The following is a 16,754-nucleotide window of genomic DNA, read 5'->3' on the forward strand; positions in this document are numbered from 1 at the left end:
ATAAGCCTATAATTTAACCGTTATTCAACTGTATTTTATACAATATCAGGTTAGTGATATTCACACTTAAAAAACTAAGGCTTTTAAATCATAGAAAACTAAATGAAAAATTGCTCTGTTTTTATTTTAATGATAATGGGTTTGTTTGCTTTTGGACAACAAAAACAATTCAATATTGAATGGAATGGCGATAAAGTATTAGAAACAGAATATGGAAAAATAATCGTTCCAGGTTTTAGTGAGCAACATTTTAGTTATGATAATAAAAATGGTCTAAAGTTTTTTTCTCAATGGAATAGTAATGGTGGATATGTTGATGAAAATTCGGTAACCTTATCTAATGTTAACTACGAAACAATTACTCAAAGTGGTCTAAGAAACTTAAACACAAACCTTATTCCAAAATCTCCAAAATTCAATTTCTACAATACCAATGCTAGAGATAAACGTGGATACTATTTTGAAATAAGCCCAATTATTAATGATAGAGGAGTTTTTAAGAAGATAAAATCTTTTACGATAAATTATAATTTTTCCGCAAATAGATCCCAAACAGCAGCAAGGACAGAAATCACAAATTCAGTACTTAGCTCTGGGGAGTGGTACAAATTTTATATTGAAGAATCTGGTGTTTTTCAACTCACTAAAGGATTCTTGAGCAGTTTAGGTGTTAATACAAATTCTGTGGATCCACGCACTATAAAAATTTATGGTAATGGCGGTAGAATGTTACCCTTGCTAAATTCTGAGAATTACCCTTTTGATGTTGTTGAGAATGCAGTAAAATTCGTAGGTGAAGAAGATGGAAGTTTTGATAATGGAGATTATATTTTGTTTTATGGTGAGGGTCCAAAGACTTATAGTGAGGAAAGCGAAACAAATTTAAATTTATATACAGATAGAACATATTACTACGTAAATATTAGTTCTGGTAATGGTAAAAGAATTCAGCAAATGCCTACTATAGATGCAGCTGCTGATATTCAGGTTAATACATTTCAGGATTACCAATTTTATGAAGTTGATGAGTTTAATTTAGCGAAATTAGGACGACGATGGTTTGGTGATGATTTTGCAATTGAAAATCAACGCGTATATAATTTTGAATTTCCAAATTTAGTAACAAGTGAGACTGTTAGATTTGATATTGCTGTGGGCTCTGTATCTGAAACTGATGGTACAACTATGGGAATTACCATCAATGGGAATTTTGTTTCTAGTCTTGGTTTAGGAGTTATTAGTCCAGGTTCAGTTTTAGGGACTGCAAATGCATATGGCGATGATATTACTATTTCTTCAGATGCAATTACAGTAACGTTAGATTACAATAATAATGGTAATCCGTCAGCAAACGCATTTTTAGATTATATAAACATTGAAGCAACAAGAGCGTTGACCTATGATGGCGAACAATTGGTCTTTAAAAACAAAGATGTGGTGACTACACCTGGTATTGCTGAGTATAATCTTGCTAACGCTTCTGGAGTACAAGAGGTTTGGGATGTAACAGATAGATTTAATGTTTCAAATATTTTAAATTCTGAAGGGTTAAATAATCTCAGTTTTAAAGCTGTATCTGGTGAATTGCGTACCTACTTAGCTTTTTCTTCTTCAAATGTTTTACAGCCTAAAAAAGAATCTAGGTCTACTTTAGCAAACCAGAATCTTAAGGGAACAATTTTTCTAAATAGTCAAGGTGCTTTTGAAGATGTGGGTTACATCATACTAACACCTGCAGAACTTAGGTCTCAGGCAGAGCGCTTGGCTCAAATTAATAGAAATCAATATAATCTTAAAGTTAAGGTTGTAGATCTTCAGACTATTTATAACGAGTTTAGTACAGGTAGTCAAGATATAGCAGCCATAAGAAACTTCATAAAATATGTTTATGATAATGCAAGTGTTCCAAGTGAAAGGTTAAAGTACGTATGCTTGTTTGGTGAAGGCTCTTATGATTATAAAAACAGAGTGAATAATAACACTAATTTGGTGCCTTCATGGTACTCTATGCCGAGTTTTAGCCTTACAAATTCATTTGTCTCAGATGATTTTTATGCTATGTTAGATGATACTGAAGGAGGTATGGGAAGTAGTGATAGGATGGATGTTGCTGTTGGTAGAATATTGGCCGAAGATATTCAACGTGCAAAAGAACTAGTAGATAAAATTGACGCTTATTATCAACCTGAAGCATACGGAAGCTGGAGGAATAACATATTATTAGTATCTGATGATGTTGATGTAGGATGGGAAAGAACATTACAAGAAACAACTGACGAATTAGGAACTAATATAGAGACAGACAAACCCTTTTTTAATGTCATAAAGATTCATGCCGATGCTTTTGAACAAGAATCTTCAGCTGCAGGTAACAGATATCCGCAAGTAAACGAAGCTTTTAAGGATGCCATAGAAGTAGGTGCTTTGGTTGTAAATTACTTTGGTCATGGTGGTGAAGATGGATTAGCTAAAGAACGTATTTTCGATAAGTTTGATGCCCAAGAAATTAACAATATATGTAAGTACAATTTATTCATTACAGTAACTTGTGAATATACTAAGTTCGATGATCCAGGTAGGCCAACTGCAGGCGAATTTACTTATTGGAATAAAACAGGTGGTGCTATTGCCTTAATGACAACAACTAGACAAATTTTTGTTACTGTTGGTGAAAGTTTTAATGAGGTTTTAGATGATTATTTGTTTGCTTACGGTTCTAATGATTACCAACCTATAGGTGAAGTTTTAAGATTAACAAAGACAGATAATAATATTGCTGGTATATCACAAAAACGACTAGTATTTTTAATTGGTGATCCAGCTATGAAATTAGCTTTTCCACAACCAGACGTCAGGCTAACAAAAGTTAATGATGTCGAAATTACACAGCCAATAGACACGCTAAAGGCTTTAAGTTACACCAAATTAGCTGGTGAAGTTACTGATGTTAATGGTAATGTGTTGTCTAATTACAATGGTACTTTAACAGCAACTGTTTTTGATAAAAGAATTGAGCGTCAAACTTTAGCTAATGATGGTACCAGTGATAATGGAGGTACAATTTATTTGAACTTTACGACTTTAGGTGAAATTTTATTTAAAGGTCAGGCAACAGTTGAAAATGGTCAATTTGAATTTGATTTTATTGTGCCTAGAGATATTGGTATACCTGTAGGCAATGGAAAAGTTAGTTTTTATGCTCAAACTAATAATCCATTATCAGATCAAGCAGGTGCTAACTTTGATATAAAAGTAGGTGGTATTAATGAAGATGCTCCTGAGGACAATATTGGTCCTGTAATTAATCTCTTCATGAATGATGAAAACTTTGTATCAGGAGGTATTACTAATGAATCACCTAATCTTTTGGCAAAACTACAAGACGATAATGGAATAAACACAGCAAGTGGTATAGGTCATGACATTACTGCGATAATTGATGGTGATGAGACCAATCCTATAGTGCTAAACGATTATTATCAGGCTAATGTTGATGATTATACAAACGGTACGGTTACTTATCCTTTCCGGGATTTAGAACCTGGTCCACATACACTTACTTTAAAAGCTTGGGACACCTATAATAATTCATCAACTGCCGAAATTCAATTTGTTGTATACGATAAGGACGAAGAGTTAGTTATAGATAACGTTCTTAATTATCCTAATCCTTTTGTGAATTACACGGAGTTTTGGTTTAATCACAACAGTGTAGAGCCATTAGATGTTTCTGTACAGATTTTTACTGTCTCAGGTAAACTTGTTAGAACCTTAAATGGTCAAACATCAGGCGGAAGTAAGTCTGTAAGTTCTTTATCTAAAGATATTGTTTGGGATGGTAGAGACGATTTTGGTGATAAAATAGGAAAAGGAGTGTACGTATATAAACTAAAAGTAAGATCTAACCGTTTAAATAAACAAGTTGAAAAAATTCAAAAACTTGTCATACTCTAATAATAAATTATATTTGCTAACGAATTAGTACTAAGCGCTTAGTGCTAATAACCTAATTATGAACATGAAGAAATACGCAATAACCCTTATCGCTCTAGTAACATTAAGTTTCACGTTTGCGCAAGAAACCATAACATTCCCAGATCAATCTTCTGTAATTACTACAGGAGTTCCATTTATGCTTATAGCTCCAGATGCAAGATCTGCATCTATGGGAGATATGGGAGTAGCAACCTCTGTAGATGGATTTTCTCAACAATGGAATCCAGCAAAATACGCATTTTCTGAAGCTAAATCTGGTGTAAGTTTAAGTTATACTCCTTACTTAAGTAGATTAGTGAATGACATATCTATAAGTTATGCTACCTATTATAATAGATTAAACGAATACAGTGCGGTTTCAGCAAGTTTTAAATATTTTAGTTTAGGTGAAATTCTTTTAACTCAAAGTGAAACCGATCCTGGAGTTAATGTAAAACCAAATGAATTTACTGCAGATGTCGCTTATACATTAAGACTAGCGGATCAATTTGCAATGGCTGTAGCTGTACGTTATATGAGATCAGATTTAAGAATTGATCAAGTAGATCCTAATGCAGATGCAGCAAGTACATTTGGTGCTGATCTTACAGGTTATTATCAAAGTGAAGAAGAAGCGTATAATGACTTCAACGGTCGTTGGAGAGCAGGTTTTGCGATTCAGAATTTAGGACCAAAATTTAAGTATGATGATGGAGGTAGAGAAAACTTTCAGCCTACAAACTTAAGATTAGGTGCTGGATTCGATTTTATTTTCGATGAGTATAGCAAATTAGGTATTACTGCTGAAGTTTCTAAACTATTAGTACCAACACCACCAAAGTTTGGATTTGTTGATACTAATGGAGACGGTGTACAAACAGATGATGATCCTAGTACTCCAGATGTTGACGAAAGCGAGCCAACAATCATTACCCAAGGACAAGATAATGACGTAAGTTTCTTAAATGGAATTTTTCAATCTTTTGGTGATGCACCAGGAGGTTTCAGCGAAGAGCTTAGAGAGTTTACATGGGCTTTAGGTGCAGAATACACATACCAAGAGAACTTTGCATTTAGAGCGGGTTACTTTAATGAAGCAGAAGATAAAGGTGCTCGTAAGTTTTTCGCTATTGGTGCAGGTTTTAAATACACAACTATTAATCTAGATTTATCATATTTGTTTTCAGCATCAAGAGTGCAAAGTCCATTAGAAAATACATTGCGTTTTTCACTGACATTTAATTTTGGTGATGGTGAGTATGACGAATATTAGAATATATAATTAAAAAGATTTTTCAAAAACTATTGTCTAAAAGCAATAGTTTTTTTGTCTAACAAAGAATTTGAATATGAAGGAAGTTAAGATTGAATCAACATTTAAAGTTTATGAAGGCTTGAGTGAGCTTCCAGACGATATTCAACATTTAATGCAATCTGCTATAGAAACTAGGGAAAATGCTTATGCTCCTTACTCTAAATTTAAAGTAGGTGCTGCTATTCTATTAGATAATAATGAAGTTGTCGTTGGTAGTAATCAAGAAAATGCATCTTATCCATCTGGTTTGTGCGCTGAGCGTACTGCTATTTATTATGCAGGTGCAAAATATCCTACTGCTAAGATTTTAAAAATGGCCATAACAGCTTCATCTCAAAATCAAATCACAGATTCTCCAATTCCACCTTGTGGAGCATGTAGGCAATCTATTTCAGAATATGAAATAAAACAAGACCAACCCATAGAGATTTACTTTATGGGAGCTACGGGTAAGGTGGTAAAATCAAACTCTTTAGCAAATTTATTGCCTCTCGGTTTCGATAGAAGTTTCCTATAACGTTTTCGTAACAAATTTTACAATTTTCGGTTTTTTGGTTACTAACTAATGTGTTATTTTTGTTATTCCGATTAAAAGAACGAATCAAAAAATGCAAAAAATAACCAAAGAAGTTTACCTTAAGTGGTACGAGGATATGTTGTTTTGGCGAAAGTTTGAGGATAAACTTGCCGCAGTATATATTCAACAAAAAGTAAGAGGATTTCTTCACTTATATAACGGTCAAGAAGCAGTTTTAGCAGGAGCTTTGCATGCTATGGATCTAACTAAAGATAAAATGATTACTGCTTACCGTAATCACGTACAGCCTATAGGAATGGGAGTAGATCCAAAACGTGTTATGGCAGAGTTATATGGTAAAGCAACAGGAACATCACAAGGTTTAGGTGGTTCTATGCATATCTTCTCTAAAGAGCATAGATTTTATGGCGGTCACGGTATTGTTGGAGGTCAAATTCCGTTAGGAGCAGGTATTGCTTTTGGCGATAAATACCATGGTAGTGATGCTGTAACTATTTGTTGCTTTGGTGATGGTGCTGCAAGGCAAGGGTCATTACACGAAACATTTAACCTTGCAATGCTTTGGAACTTACCTGTAGTTTTTGTTTGTGAAAATAACGGTTATGCTATGGGAACTTCTGTGGAGCGTACAGCAAATCATACAGATATCTGGAAACTAGGTTTAGGTTACGAAATGCCATCTGGTCCTGTAGACGGAATGAATCCTATTAAAGTAGCAGAAGCTTTTGATGAAGCTATTCAACGTGCAAGAAAAGGTGGTGGACCTTCATTCTTAGAAGTAAAAACATACAGATATAGAGGACACTCAATGTCTGATGCACAGCATTACAGAACAAAAGAAGAAGTAGAAGAGTACAAGAAAATAGATCCAATTACTCAGGTAAAGGATGTCATTTTAGAGAAGAATTACGCAACCGAAGAAGAGATTAAAGCTATTGATAAGCGCGTGAAAAATCTTGTTTCTGAATGTGAGAAATTCGCTGAAGAATCACCATATCCAGACAAGAATGTAATGTATGACGCTGTATATGAGCAAGAAGATTACCCATTTATTCAACACAAATTATAAGCTATGGCAGAAGTAATAAATATGCCGCGTTTAAGCGATACAATGGAAGAAGGAACTGTTGCCACTTGGTTAAAGAAAGTTGGTGACAAGGTTGAAGAAGGAGATATTTTAGCTGAAATTGAAACTGATAAGGCTACAATGGAGTTTGAGTCTTTTAATGAAGGCACATTGCTTCATATTGGTATTCAGGAAGGTGAAACGGCAAAAGTAGATTCGCTTTTAGCTATCATTGGTGAAGAAGGGGAAGATATTTCAGGATTATTAAATGGTAACTCTGCATCAGAAGAAGAAACTAAGCCTGAAGAAAAAACTGAAGATAAAAAGGAAGAGGCAACAGAATCTGAAAGCTCAGAAGAATTGCCAGAGGGAGTTACTGTTGTAACTATGCCTCGCTTAAGCGATACAATGGAAGAAGGAACCGTGGCTACATGGTTAAAGAAAGTTGGTGATGAGGTAGAAGAAGGTGATATCCTTGCTGAGATTGAAACTGATAAAGCAACTATGGAGTTTGAATCTTTTCAGTCAGGAACGCTTTTGCACATTGGCTTAGAAGAAGGTGAGTCTGCAAAAGTAGATGCATTACTAGCAATTATTGGTCCTGCTGGTACAGATGTTTCTGGTGTGGCAAAAAACTTTAAAGTTGGTGGTTCAGAATCTAAATCAGAGCCTAAGACCGAAACTAAAGCAGCTCCTAAAGAAGAAAAGAAAGAAGAGCCTAAGAAAGTAGAAGCAAAGCCAACAGCTACTAGTACACCAACAGCAAGTGTTTCTGCATCAGGTGGAAGAATTTTTGCTTCACCTTTAGCAAAAAAAATGGCTGAAGAAAAAGGTATTAATCTGTCTCAGGTAAAAGGATCAGGTGAAAATGGTAGAATTGTAAAAAGAGATATTGAGAACTTTACACCATCACAAGCGTCTGCATCTGTTGGAAAATTTGTGCCAACAGGACAAGAAGATTTTGATGAAGTACCAAACTCTAACATGCGTAAAGCGATTGCTAAGAATTTAGCGAAGTCTAAATTTACGGCACCACACTACTATTTAAATGTAGAGTTTGATATGGAAAATGCGATTGCATTCAGAGCTCAGTACAATTCTTTACCAGATACAAAGATATCTTACAACGATATGATTGTTAAAGCTTGTGCGTTAGCATTAAAGCAACATCCACAAGTGAATTCTCAATGGTTTGACGATAGAATGAAGTTAAACAACCATGTGCATATTGGTGTGGCTGTAGCAGTACCAGATGGATTGGTAGTGCCAGTTGTTAAGTTTGCTAACGAGCAGAGTTTAACTCAAATAGGAGCAGCTGTAAAAGAGTATGCAGGTAAAGCAAGGAATAAGAAGCTAACTTTAGATGAGATGGAAGGTAGTACTTTTACTATTTCTAACTTAGGTATGTTTGGCATTGAGAGTTTTACATCTATTATCAACCAGCCTAATTCAGCAATATTATCAGTTGGTGCAATTGTTTCTAAACCAGTTGTTAAAAATGGACAAGTTGTGCCAGGTAATACGATGAAGTTAACTATGGCATGCGATCATAGAACTGTAGATGGTGCTACTGGTGCACAATTCCTTCAAACATTAAAAGGATATATAGAAAATCCTGTAACGATGTTAGTATAAGTCGGATTGTTATTCTGAATCATCACACTGAGCGTTGTTCACTGAGCTAAGTCGAAGTGTTGTTCCAGAATCTCATTTATAATTTTAAGACCTGATTTGATATGTTTCAAATCAGGTTTTTTTATCTTTAAACTCAAATCAAAATTAGTATGAAATATGTATTGTCTGTACTTGGTTTGTTATTCATAACAGCATGTGGTACAAAGCAAAATAGCTCCGTTAGTAAACAAAGCACTTCAGAAAAAATTACCATTACAGCTCAAGATGTTAAAATAAGTATGGAATATTTAGCTTCTGATGAATTAGGAGGTAGAGCAACAGGAAGTGAAGGTATTGAAAAAGCCGCTGTTTATATTGAAAACTACTTTAAAAAGAATGGAATAAAACCATATTTTGAAACCTATAGAGATAGCTTTAAGCTAGATGAAATAGACGGTTATAATGTGGTTGGTGTTATTGAAGGAACTGATGATAAACTCAAAAATGAATTCATAATCCTTGGCGGTCATTACGATCACATAGGAAAAGGTAAAATAGTAGAAGGAGACAGTATTGCCAACGGAGCCAATGACGATGCCTCTGGTACCATAGCTGCTATGGAGTTTGGTAGATATTTTTCAAAATCTAAAAGTAATAAACGGAGTATACTTATTACGCTATATGATGCAGAAGAAATGGGTCTAAAGGGTTCAGCGCATTTGGCAGCTAAACTTAAAGAAGCAGGTTTAAATGCTTACACGATGATAAATTTTGAAATGATTGGTGTGCCAAGGGCAGAGGACAAGTCAATGGCTTATATGAGTGGTTATGACCGTTCTAATTTTGCGCCAATACTGAATAAATATGCTGGAGAAGAGATTGTTGGTTTTTTTCCAAAGGCTAAAGAATTTCAATTGTTTTACAGATCGGATAATTTTCCGTTTTTCAAAGAATTAAATGTTCCTGCACATGCCATCTCTACATTCGATTTTACAAATTTTGATTATTATCATCATGTAGACGATGAAGCTGATAAAATGGATTATGAGCACATGGCAAATTTTATTAATAAGATGATACCTGCTTTAGAAGGTATGATGAATTCCAACAATAAAGAAGTTGTATTAGAAGCTGTAGTAAATGAAGAGTAAAAATATTATTATAACAGGAACGAGTAGAGGTATTGGTTTTGAGTTAGTACATTTTTTTGCCAATCAAGGACACAATGTGCTGGCACTATCGAGAAACGCCCAACCCGTTAATAATTTACATTTTGAAAATATAACATCTTTTGCTTTTGATTTGTGCAAGGATGAAGACTATAAAAAAGTCGAAGACTTTATTAGTACTGAGTGGAAGCATGTAGATGTTCTAATTAATAATGCTGGTTTGTTGTTAAATAAACCTTTTGCTGAAACCACATTTCAAGATTTTGAAAAAGTATATAGAACAAATGTTTTTGGAGTATCAGAAATGACGAGAATAGTTATTCCCTTTATGAAACAAAATGGACATGTTGTTACTATCAGTAGCATGGGAGGCATACAAGGAAGTGTGAAGTTTCCTGGACTTTCTGCTTATAGTTCTAGCAAAGGAGCGGTAATCACATTAACAGAGTTACTTGCTGAGGAGTATAAAGAAACTGGACCTCAATTTAATGTTTTGGCATTAGGCGCAGTACAAACAGAGATGTTAAAGGAGGCTTTTCCAGATTATCAGGCACCAACAACTGCTATGGAAATGGCAGAATATATTTCTGACTTTTCCCTTGAAGGAAATAAATACTATAACGGTAAGGTATTACAGGTTTCTAACTCTACACCTTAAAATGTCTAAATACAAGTGTATTATTTTTGATTGTGATGGTGTTTTAGTAGATAGCGAACCACTAAGCAATCAAGTCATGGTGGATTTGGCAAATGCGCTTGGTGCGAATATAGATTTAGATTATGCTTATCAGCACTTTAAAGGCAATAGTTTCAATGAGTGTGCTAACAAAATTTCAAAACTAATTAAGCAAGAACTACCAATTGATTTTGAAGAACAATACCGAAAAGAATCTTTCCAAAGATTTAAAAATGAGATTAAGCCTATTGATGGTGTAAAAGATGTTATTCAGGATTTAAAAATTCCTTTTTGCGTTGCCTCTAGTGGTCCTGTAAATAAAATAAAACTCAATTTAGAGCTTACAGGTCTATCATCTTTTTTTCAGGATAAAACTATATTTAGTTGTTATACTATTAAAAAGTGGAAACCAGATCCTGCTGTATTCTTATGGGCATCTGAAACTATGGGATTTAGAAATAATGAATGCTTAGTTATAGAAGATAGTCCAATAGGAATTGAAGCAGCAATAAGCGGAGGTTTTGACGTTTTTGGGTTTACTGCTCACGATTACAGAGGTGAATTGCATAAAAAAGCGACTAAAACCTTTAGGAGTATGAAAAACCTAAAAGAATTGTTAAAATAATAAGGTAATTTCTATATTTAGCAAAAAAACTTATGGATGTAAAATTACATAGTTCTAAGCTACCCAAACTAAGTATTCTATTCGTCTTATTTTTTAATTTTTTTCTCGGTGCTCAAAACTTTGAGCGTGTAGAAACAATTGTTGGTCTAGAAAATTTGGCTCATAACAATGGAGTGGCTGTAGCAGATTATGATGGTGATAACGATCTAGACATTTTTGTTGTAGCTAATGCAGTTGAAAATCCTGATGATATTACTAGTTACAGTCGTCTGTACCAAAATAATAATGATGGTTCTTTTACAGATGTTACCGAAGCATCTGGTTTGATTGAATTGCTTACATCAGAAGAAGATGTACAGCTTACTTTAGCGCAACAAGGCTATAAGTTTAGTGCATCTTGGGGAGACTATAATAATGATGGTTTTCCGGATTTATTTCTAACATATTCTTTAAAAGTTCAATTATGGCGAAATCTAGGCAATGGTACATTTGCTAATGTTACCGAAATCTCTGGATTTGGCGCAACAAACGATTGTTTAAATATTGGAGCAACTTGGTTAGATTATAATAATGACGGTTTATTAGATATCTATATTACTGATTGGAGTAGGTGCGATTCAAATTCTATGTATAAAAACAATGGTAATAATACTTTTACAAATGTAACAGCAGAATTAGGACTTACCGAAGTAGAATCAAATTACAGCTATACACCATTTCCTTTTGATGTTAATAATGATGGCTGGATGGATTTAATAGTCACAAACGATTTAGAAGATCCAAATTATTTATACATCAATCAGAATGGTACTTCGTTTACAGAAGATGCAGCAACCTATGGATTGGATAATATGATAGATGATATGGGTCTAGCTATTGGTGACTTTGATAATGATGGTGATTTTGATTTTTTCCATACTGGTATTGATGAAAATGTTCTCTTGCAAAATAATGCATCAAATAATTTCTCTGATACTTCTGCCTCTTACGGAATTGTAGGTACAGGTTGGGCTTGGGGAGCACGATTTTCAGATTTTGATTTAGATGGTGATGAAGATTTATTCATTGTTAACGGTTACGATTTTGAAGCTAGAGGACCAGAACAAAATGTATATTACAGAAACCTTCATAGTCAAGGACAGTCGATGTTTGAAGATGCTTCAGTAGAATTAGGTATAAATGATAATACAGAAAGTGTAGAGGTTCTAGATTTTGATTACGATAATGATGGTGATATAGATGTGTTGATTACTAATGGTGATGGTTCTGTAATTTTTTATGAAAATAAACTTCTTAATTATGATGATACCGAGACAACCTTAAATTGGTTTAAAGTTCATTTACAAGGCACGACATCTAACAGAAATGCAATTGGGACAACATTAACATTAACAACAACCAATGGAACTTTAAAGCGCTACTATACTGGAGTAGGTTTTTTGGGTCAAAGCTTACAAGCCGTACATTTTGGGTTAGATGACGCAACAGAAGTTCTTACTTTAGAAGTAAAATGGCCTTCGGGATTAGTTGAGAATTATTCAAACATATCTTCAAACACTACAGTAAAGTTAACCGAAGGAGTTGGTCTAGAGATTCTAAATATTGAACCAAGCCAAAAAATTTATGGTTGTACAGACCCAACATCTTGTAATTATAATCCAGATGCTACATTAGATGATGGTTCTTGTGTGTATCTACCTTCTCAAAATATAGTAGGGAATACTAGTTCCTCTTTTTTAAGAAAAGAGACTTATACCTATAATACAGCCGCAGGTTCAACAGCAAATTGGGTTATTTCAGGTGGTGAATTAATAAGTGGGCAAGGCACAAATTCAATTACTGTAAGATGGCATTTAGAAGATTCAGGAAGGGTAGCTATTACTGAAACGGATGACCAATGTTCTAGTCAAGAAGTAGCAATAGATATAGAATTAGGAGTTGATAATCTTCCAGATAATGTATCAATTGCAAGACTATGGAACGAAGCTTTACTTGAAGCTATTAGAGATGATTTTGCAAGACCTACAGTACATGCAAGAAACTTGTTTCATACCAGTGTTGCAATGTACGATGCTTGGGCAATTTATGACGATACTGCAGTGCCATATTTAATTGGAAATACAGTCAACGACTTTACTACAGTATTAGAAGAATTTACACCAAATGAAGATTTAGATACATCGGTAAGTAAGACAATTAGCTATGCTATGTATCGTTTAATGACGCATCGATTTCAAAATTCTCCAGGATTAGAAGAAACTCAAGCAAGATTTGACTTGCTTATGGATAAATTAGGTTATGATATTAATAATACCTCTTTGCTGTACGAAGATGGTGATGCTGCAGCTCTAGGTAATTTCATTGCTCAGTCTATTATAGATTATGGGTTACAAGATGGATCGAGAGAAGCAACAGGTTATGACAATGCCTATTATGAGCCAGCAAATCAGGCTTATGCTTTAGATGATAACAATAATCCACCAATTCAAGATCCTAATCGTTGGCAACCTCTTGGTTTAGATTCGTTTATTGATCAAGGTGGAAATATTATAGATAGTAATGTACCACCATTTTTAAGCCCAGAATGGGGAAATGTTTATAGTTTTTCTCTCAAAGAAGAAGACAAAGTTACTTACCAACGCGACGGAAATAATTATCATGTATTTCATGATCCTTCAGACCCTCCATACCTTAGTTTGACTGAAGAGAATGCTGCAAGCGATGCTTATAAATGGGGATTTTCTATGGTGTCTGTATGGCAGTCACATCTGGATCAATCAGATGGAGTTATGTGGGACATTTCACCGAATTCTATCGGCAATGTTGACATAAGTACTTTTCCGACTAATTATGCAGACTATCCTGTTTTTTATGATTTTTTTAATGGAGGCGCAAATAGTAACGGACATACAATTAATCCAATAACAGGTAATCCGTATGAGGTAAATATGGCACCTAGAGGTGACTATGCTAGAGTACTTGCTGAGTTTTGGGCTGATGGTCCAGACTCTGAGACTCCGCCAGGACACTGGTTCTCTATATTAAATTATGTAAATGACCATCCAATGTTCGAAAGACGATTTGAAGGTCAAGGAGATATTTTAGATCCATTAGAATGGGATGTTAAAGCTTATTTTATTTTAGGAGGTGGTATGCATGATGCAGCTATTTCTGCATGGAGTGTCAAAGGTTGGTATGATTACATAAGACCAATTTCTGCTATACGATCTATGGCAGAACGTGGGCAAAGTACAGATAACACATTAGATAACTATCATGTTGGTGGAATAGAATTGATAGATGGTTATATAGAAGTGGTTGAAGCTGGTGATCCATTAGCAGGTTTTGCCAATCAACATGTTGGAAAGATAAAACTATACACATGGAAAGGTCACGACTTTATAGGTGATACAGAAACTGACCAGGCAGGTGTCGGCTGGATTTTAGCTGAGGATTGGTACCCATACCAAAGACCAACTTTTGTAACACCTCCATTTGCTGGTTATGTGTCTGGTCATTCTACATTTTCTAGGACAGCATCAGAGTTAATGACCATGATGACAGGTAGTGAATTCTTTCCTGGTGGTTTAGGAGAATTTGTAGCAAAAGCTAATGAGTTTTTAGAGTTTGAAGAAGGACCTTCGGTTGATGTTGTGTTGCAATGGGCAACCTATAGAGATGCATCAGACCAAACGAGTTTAAGCAGAATTTGGGGAGGAATTCATCCTCCAGCTGATGATATTCCTGGTCGATTTATTGGTCAAGAAGTTGCGGAGGACACGTTTGATTTTGCAGTACCTTACTTTAATGGTTCACTTGCTTTTGATGAGCATGAACTTTCAATTAATATTTATCCCAATCCTGTAACTGATGGTGAAGTTTTTATTACAAATACTAATGGTACAGAATCTATAGAAATTTATGATATTAGTGGTAGAAGGATAGAAGTTGTTAGTAAAACTTTTAGTCAATTCGACCAAACTACGTCTATTAAATTTAATGTTACTGCTACAGGTTTTTATCTATTAAAAGTGAATAGCACTTCTAAAATGATAATGGTTAAGGATTAATATCCTAAATCCATTACTTTTGCTTTAATGCAAAATCAACTTTTAGAGTTTATTCCAGAGCAAGCGCATGCTCAGCTTAAAGCCTTACTGGCAAAGGATAATTTGGTGGTTAAAGTAAAACAAGAGCGTAAGACCAAACATGGTGATTACAGACAATTGCCTAATGGTAAGCATCAGATTACTGTAAATGCAAATTTAAATGCTTATCGTTTTTTAATTACACTTGTTCATGAAATTGCTCACTTCGAAGCATTCACCAAATTTGGACGATTTATAAAACCACATGGTAAAGAATGGAAGCTGACCTTTCAGCATTTAATGTTACCATTTTTAAGACCAGAAGTATTTCCGTTAGAATTGTTGCCATTACTTGCCAATCACTTTAAAAATCCAAAAGCGTCTAGCGACACAGATACGCAACTCGCCTTAGCATTGAAGCAATTCGACGAAGGTGAAGATAAAACCTACGTTTTTGAAGTACCTTTGGGCACAACTTTTAAACTCTATAATGGAAGAGTGTTTAAAAAAGGAAATAAAAGAAGAAAACGAATAGAATGTGTTGAGGTAAAAACAGGTAAATTATATTTGTTTAACCCTAATGCAGAGGTAGAAATTTTAGACTAATGAAAAATAAAAATTATTACGCCATTTTAATGGCTGGTGGAGTAGGCTCAAGATTTTGGCCAGTAAGTACACAAAACTTTCCTAAACAATTTCATGATATGTTAGGAACAGGAGACACTTTAATCCAAAAAACTTTTAATCGCCTAGCAAAACTTATTCCCGAAGAAAATATTTTTATTCTTACTAATGAGCGTTATAATGATTTGGTTTTTGAGCAATTACCAAATGTTACAAAGCGTCAGGTTGTATTAGAGCCAGCTATGCGAAACACAGCACCATGTATATTATATGCGTCTCTGAAGATTCAAAAAGAAAATGAAAATGCAGTAATGATTGTGGCGCCAAGCGATCATTGGATAGAGGATGAAGATGCCTTTTCAAACAATGTGCAAACAGCCTTTGATTATTGCGAATCTAACGATGCTTTAATGACTTTAGGTATTACGCCAACCTTCCCAAATACAGGTTATGGGTATATTGAGTATAATAAATCATCTGAAGAAGATATAAAGCCTGTAAATCAGTTTAGAGAAAAACCAGATTACGAAACTGCTAAGTCTTTTTTAGCACAAGGTAATTTTCTATGGAATGCAGGGATTTTTATGTGGAGTGTAAAATCTGTTGTCGCTGCATTTCAAAGAAATCAACCAGAATTACACCAACTTTTTGAAAGTGGTTATAATGTATATAACACAGAGTTTGAAGATGACTTTATAAGAGATAACTATCCAAAAGCAGAAAACATATCTGTAGATTACGCGCTTATGGAGAAAAGTAATAATGTCTATGTAATTCCGGCAACTTTCGATTGGAATGATCTGGGTACTTGGGGAAGTCTTTACGATAAATTAGATAAGGACACTAATGATAATGCAGTTGTAAATGCTAGAGTACTAGCCGAAGATGCTTCGGGCAATATGATAAGATCTAAAAAAGATAAAATTGTTGTTGTAGACGGATTAAAAGATTATATCATTGTTAATAAAGACGAAGTTTTGCTTATCTTTCCTAAGGCTAAAGAACAAGATATTAAAAAAGTACTCCAAAATGTAAAAGCCAATTTTGGAGAAGAATATGGTTAA

The 16,754-nt window shown here is 34.4% G+C and carries 11 protein-coding genes; all 11 read left to right on the top strand.

Going from position 1 to position 16,754, the window contains the following annotated elements:
* Window positions 1–102 precede the first annotated feature (102 nt).
* Entirely contained in the window at window positions 103–3,954 is a 3,852-nt protein-coding gene (porU, locus tag ACXAFS_RS11670) for a type IX secretion system sortase PorU (RefSeq protein ID WP_475307133.1), read from the top strand.
* A gap of 64 nt (window positions 3,955–4,018) precedes the next feature.
* Window positions 4,019–5,248 (top strand): type IX secretion system outer membrane channel protein PorV, encoded by a 1,230-nt coding sequence (gene porV / locus ACXAFS_RS11675; RefSeq protein ID WP_475307135.1) that lies wholly within the window; start codon window positions 4,019–4,021, stop codon window positions 5,246–5,248.
* Between the two features lie 76 nt (window positions 5,249–5,324).
* Entirely contained in the window at window positions 5,325–5,807 is a 483-nt protein-coding gene (gene cdd, locus ACXAFS_RS11680) for a cytidine deaminase (RefSeq protein WP_475307136.1), read from the top strand.
* Between the two features lie 91 nt (window positions 5,808–5,898).
* Complete coding sequence (pdhA, locus tag ACXAFS_RS11685; protein WP_475307137.1) at window positions 5,899–6,897, top strand: pyruvate dehydrogenase (acetyl-transferring) E1 component subunit alpha; 999 nt, start codon at window positions 5,899–5,901, stop codon at window positions 6,895–6,897.
* A gap of 3 nt (window positions 6,898–6,900) precedes the next feature.
* Window positions 6,901–8,529 carry a pyruvate dehydrogenase complex dihydrolipoamide acetyltransferase gene (locus ACXAFS_RS11690; RefSeq protein WP_475307138.1) on the top strand — a complete coding sequence of 543 codons (1,629 nt, stop codon included), beginning with the start codon at window positions 6,901–6,903 and terminating at the stop codon, window positions 8,527–8,529.
* Between the two features lie 149 nt (window positions 8,530–8,678).
* Window positions 8,679–9,659 carry a M28 family metallopeptidase gene (locus ACXAFS_RS11695; RefSeq protein WP_475307140.1) on the top strand — a complete coding sequence of 327 codons (981 nt, stop codon included), beginning with the start codon at window positions 8,679–8,681 and terminating at the stop codon, window positions 9,657–9,659.
* A complete protein-coding gene (locus tag ACXAFS_RS11700) occupies window positions 9,649–10,335 on the top strand; it encodes an SDR family NAD(P)-dependent oxidoreductase (RefSeq protein ID WP_475307141.1) in 687 nt (228 codons plus the stop codon). Before ACXAFS_RS11695 ends, ACXAFS_RS11700 begins: the two co-directional genes overlap by 11 nt.
* Before the next feature lies 1 nt (window position 10,336).
* Entirely contained in the window at window positions 10,337–10,978 is a 642-nt protein-coding gene (locus ACXAFS_RS11705) for an HAD family hydrolase (RefSeq protein WP_475307143.1), read from the top strand.
* Window positions 10,979–11,010: 32 nt separating this feature from the next.
* The gene (locus ACXAFS_RS11710; protein WP_475307144.1) at window positions 11,011–15,048 is read left to right on the top strand and encodes an FG-GAP-like repeat-containing protein; all 4,038 of its coding nucleotides are present in this window, start codon (window positions 11,011–11,013) and stop codon (window positions 15,046–15,048) included.
* Window positions 15,049–15,075: 27 nt separating this feature from the next.
* Entirely contained in the window at window positions 15,076–15,672 is a 597-nt protein-coding gene (locus ACXAFS_RS11715; RefSeq protein WP_475307146.1) for a SprT-like domain-containing protein, read from the top strand.
* Complete coding sequence (locus tag ACXAFS_RS11720; protein WP_475307147.1) at window positions 15,672–16,754, top strand: mannose-1-phosphate guanylyltransferase; 1,083 nt, start codon at window positions 15,672–15,674, stop codon at window positions 16,752–16,754. The genes ACXAFS_RS11715 and ACXAFS_RS11720 overlap by 1 nt, the downstream gene beginning before the upstream one ends.

The sequence above is a fragment of the Winogradskyella sp. ABM4_392 genome (assembly GCF_056160445.1).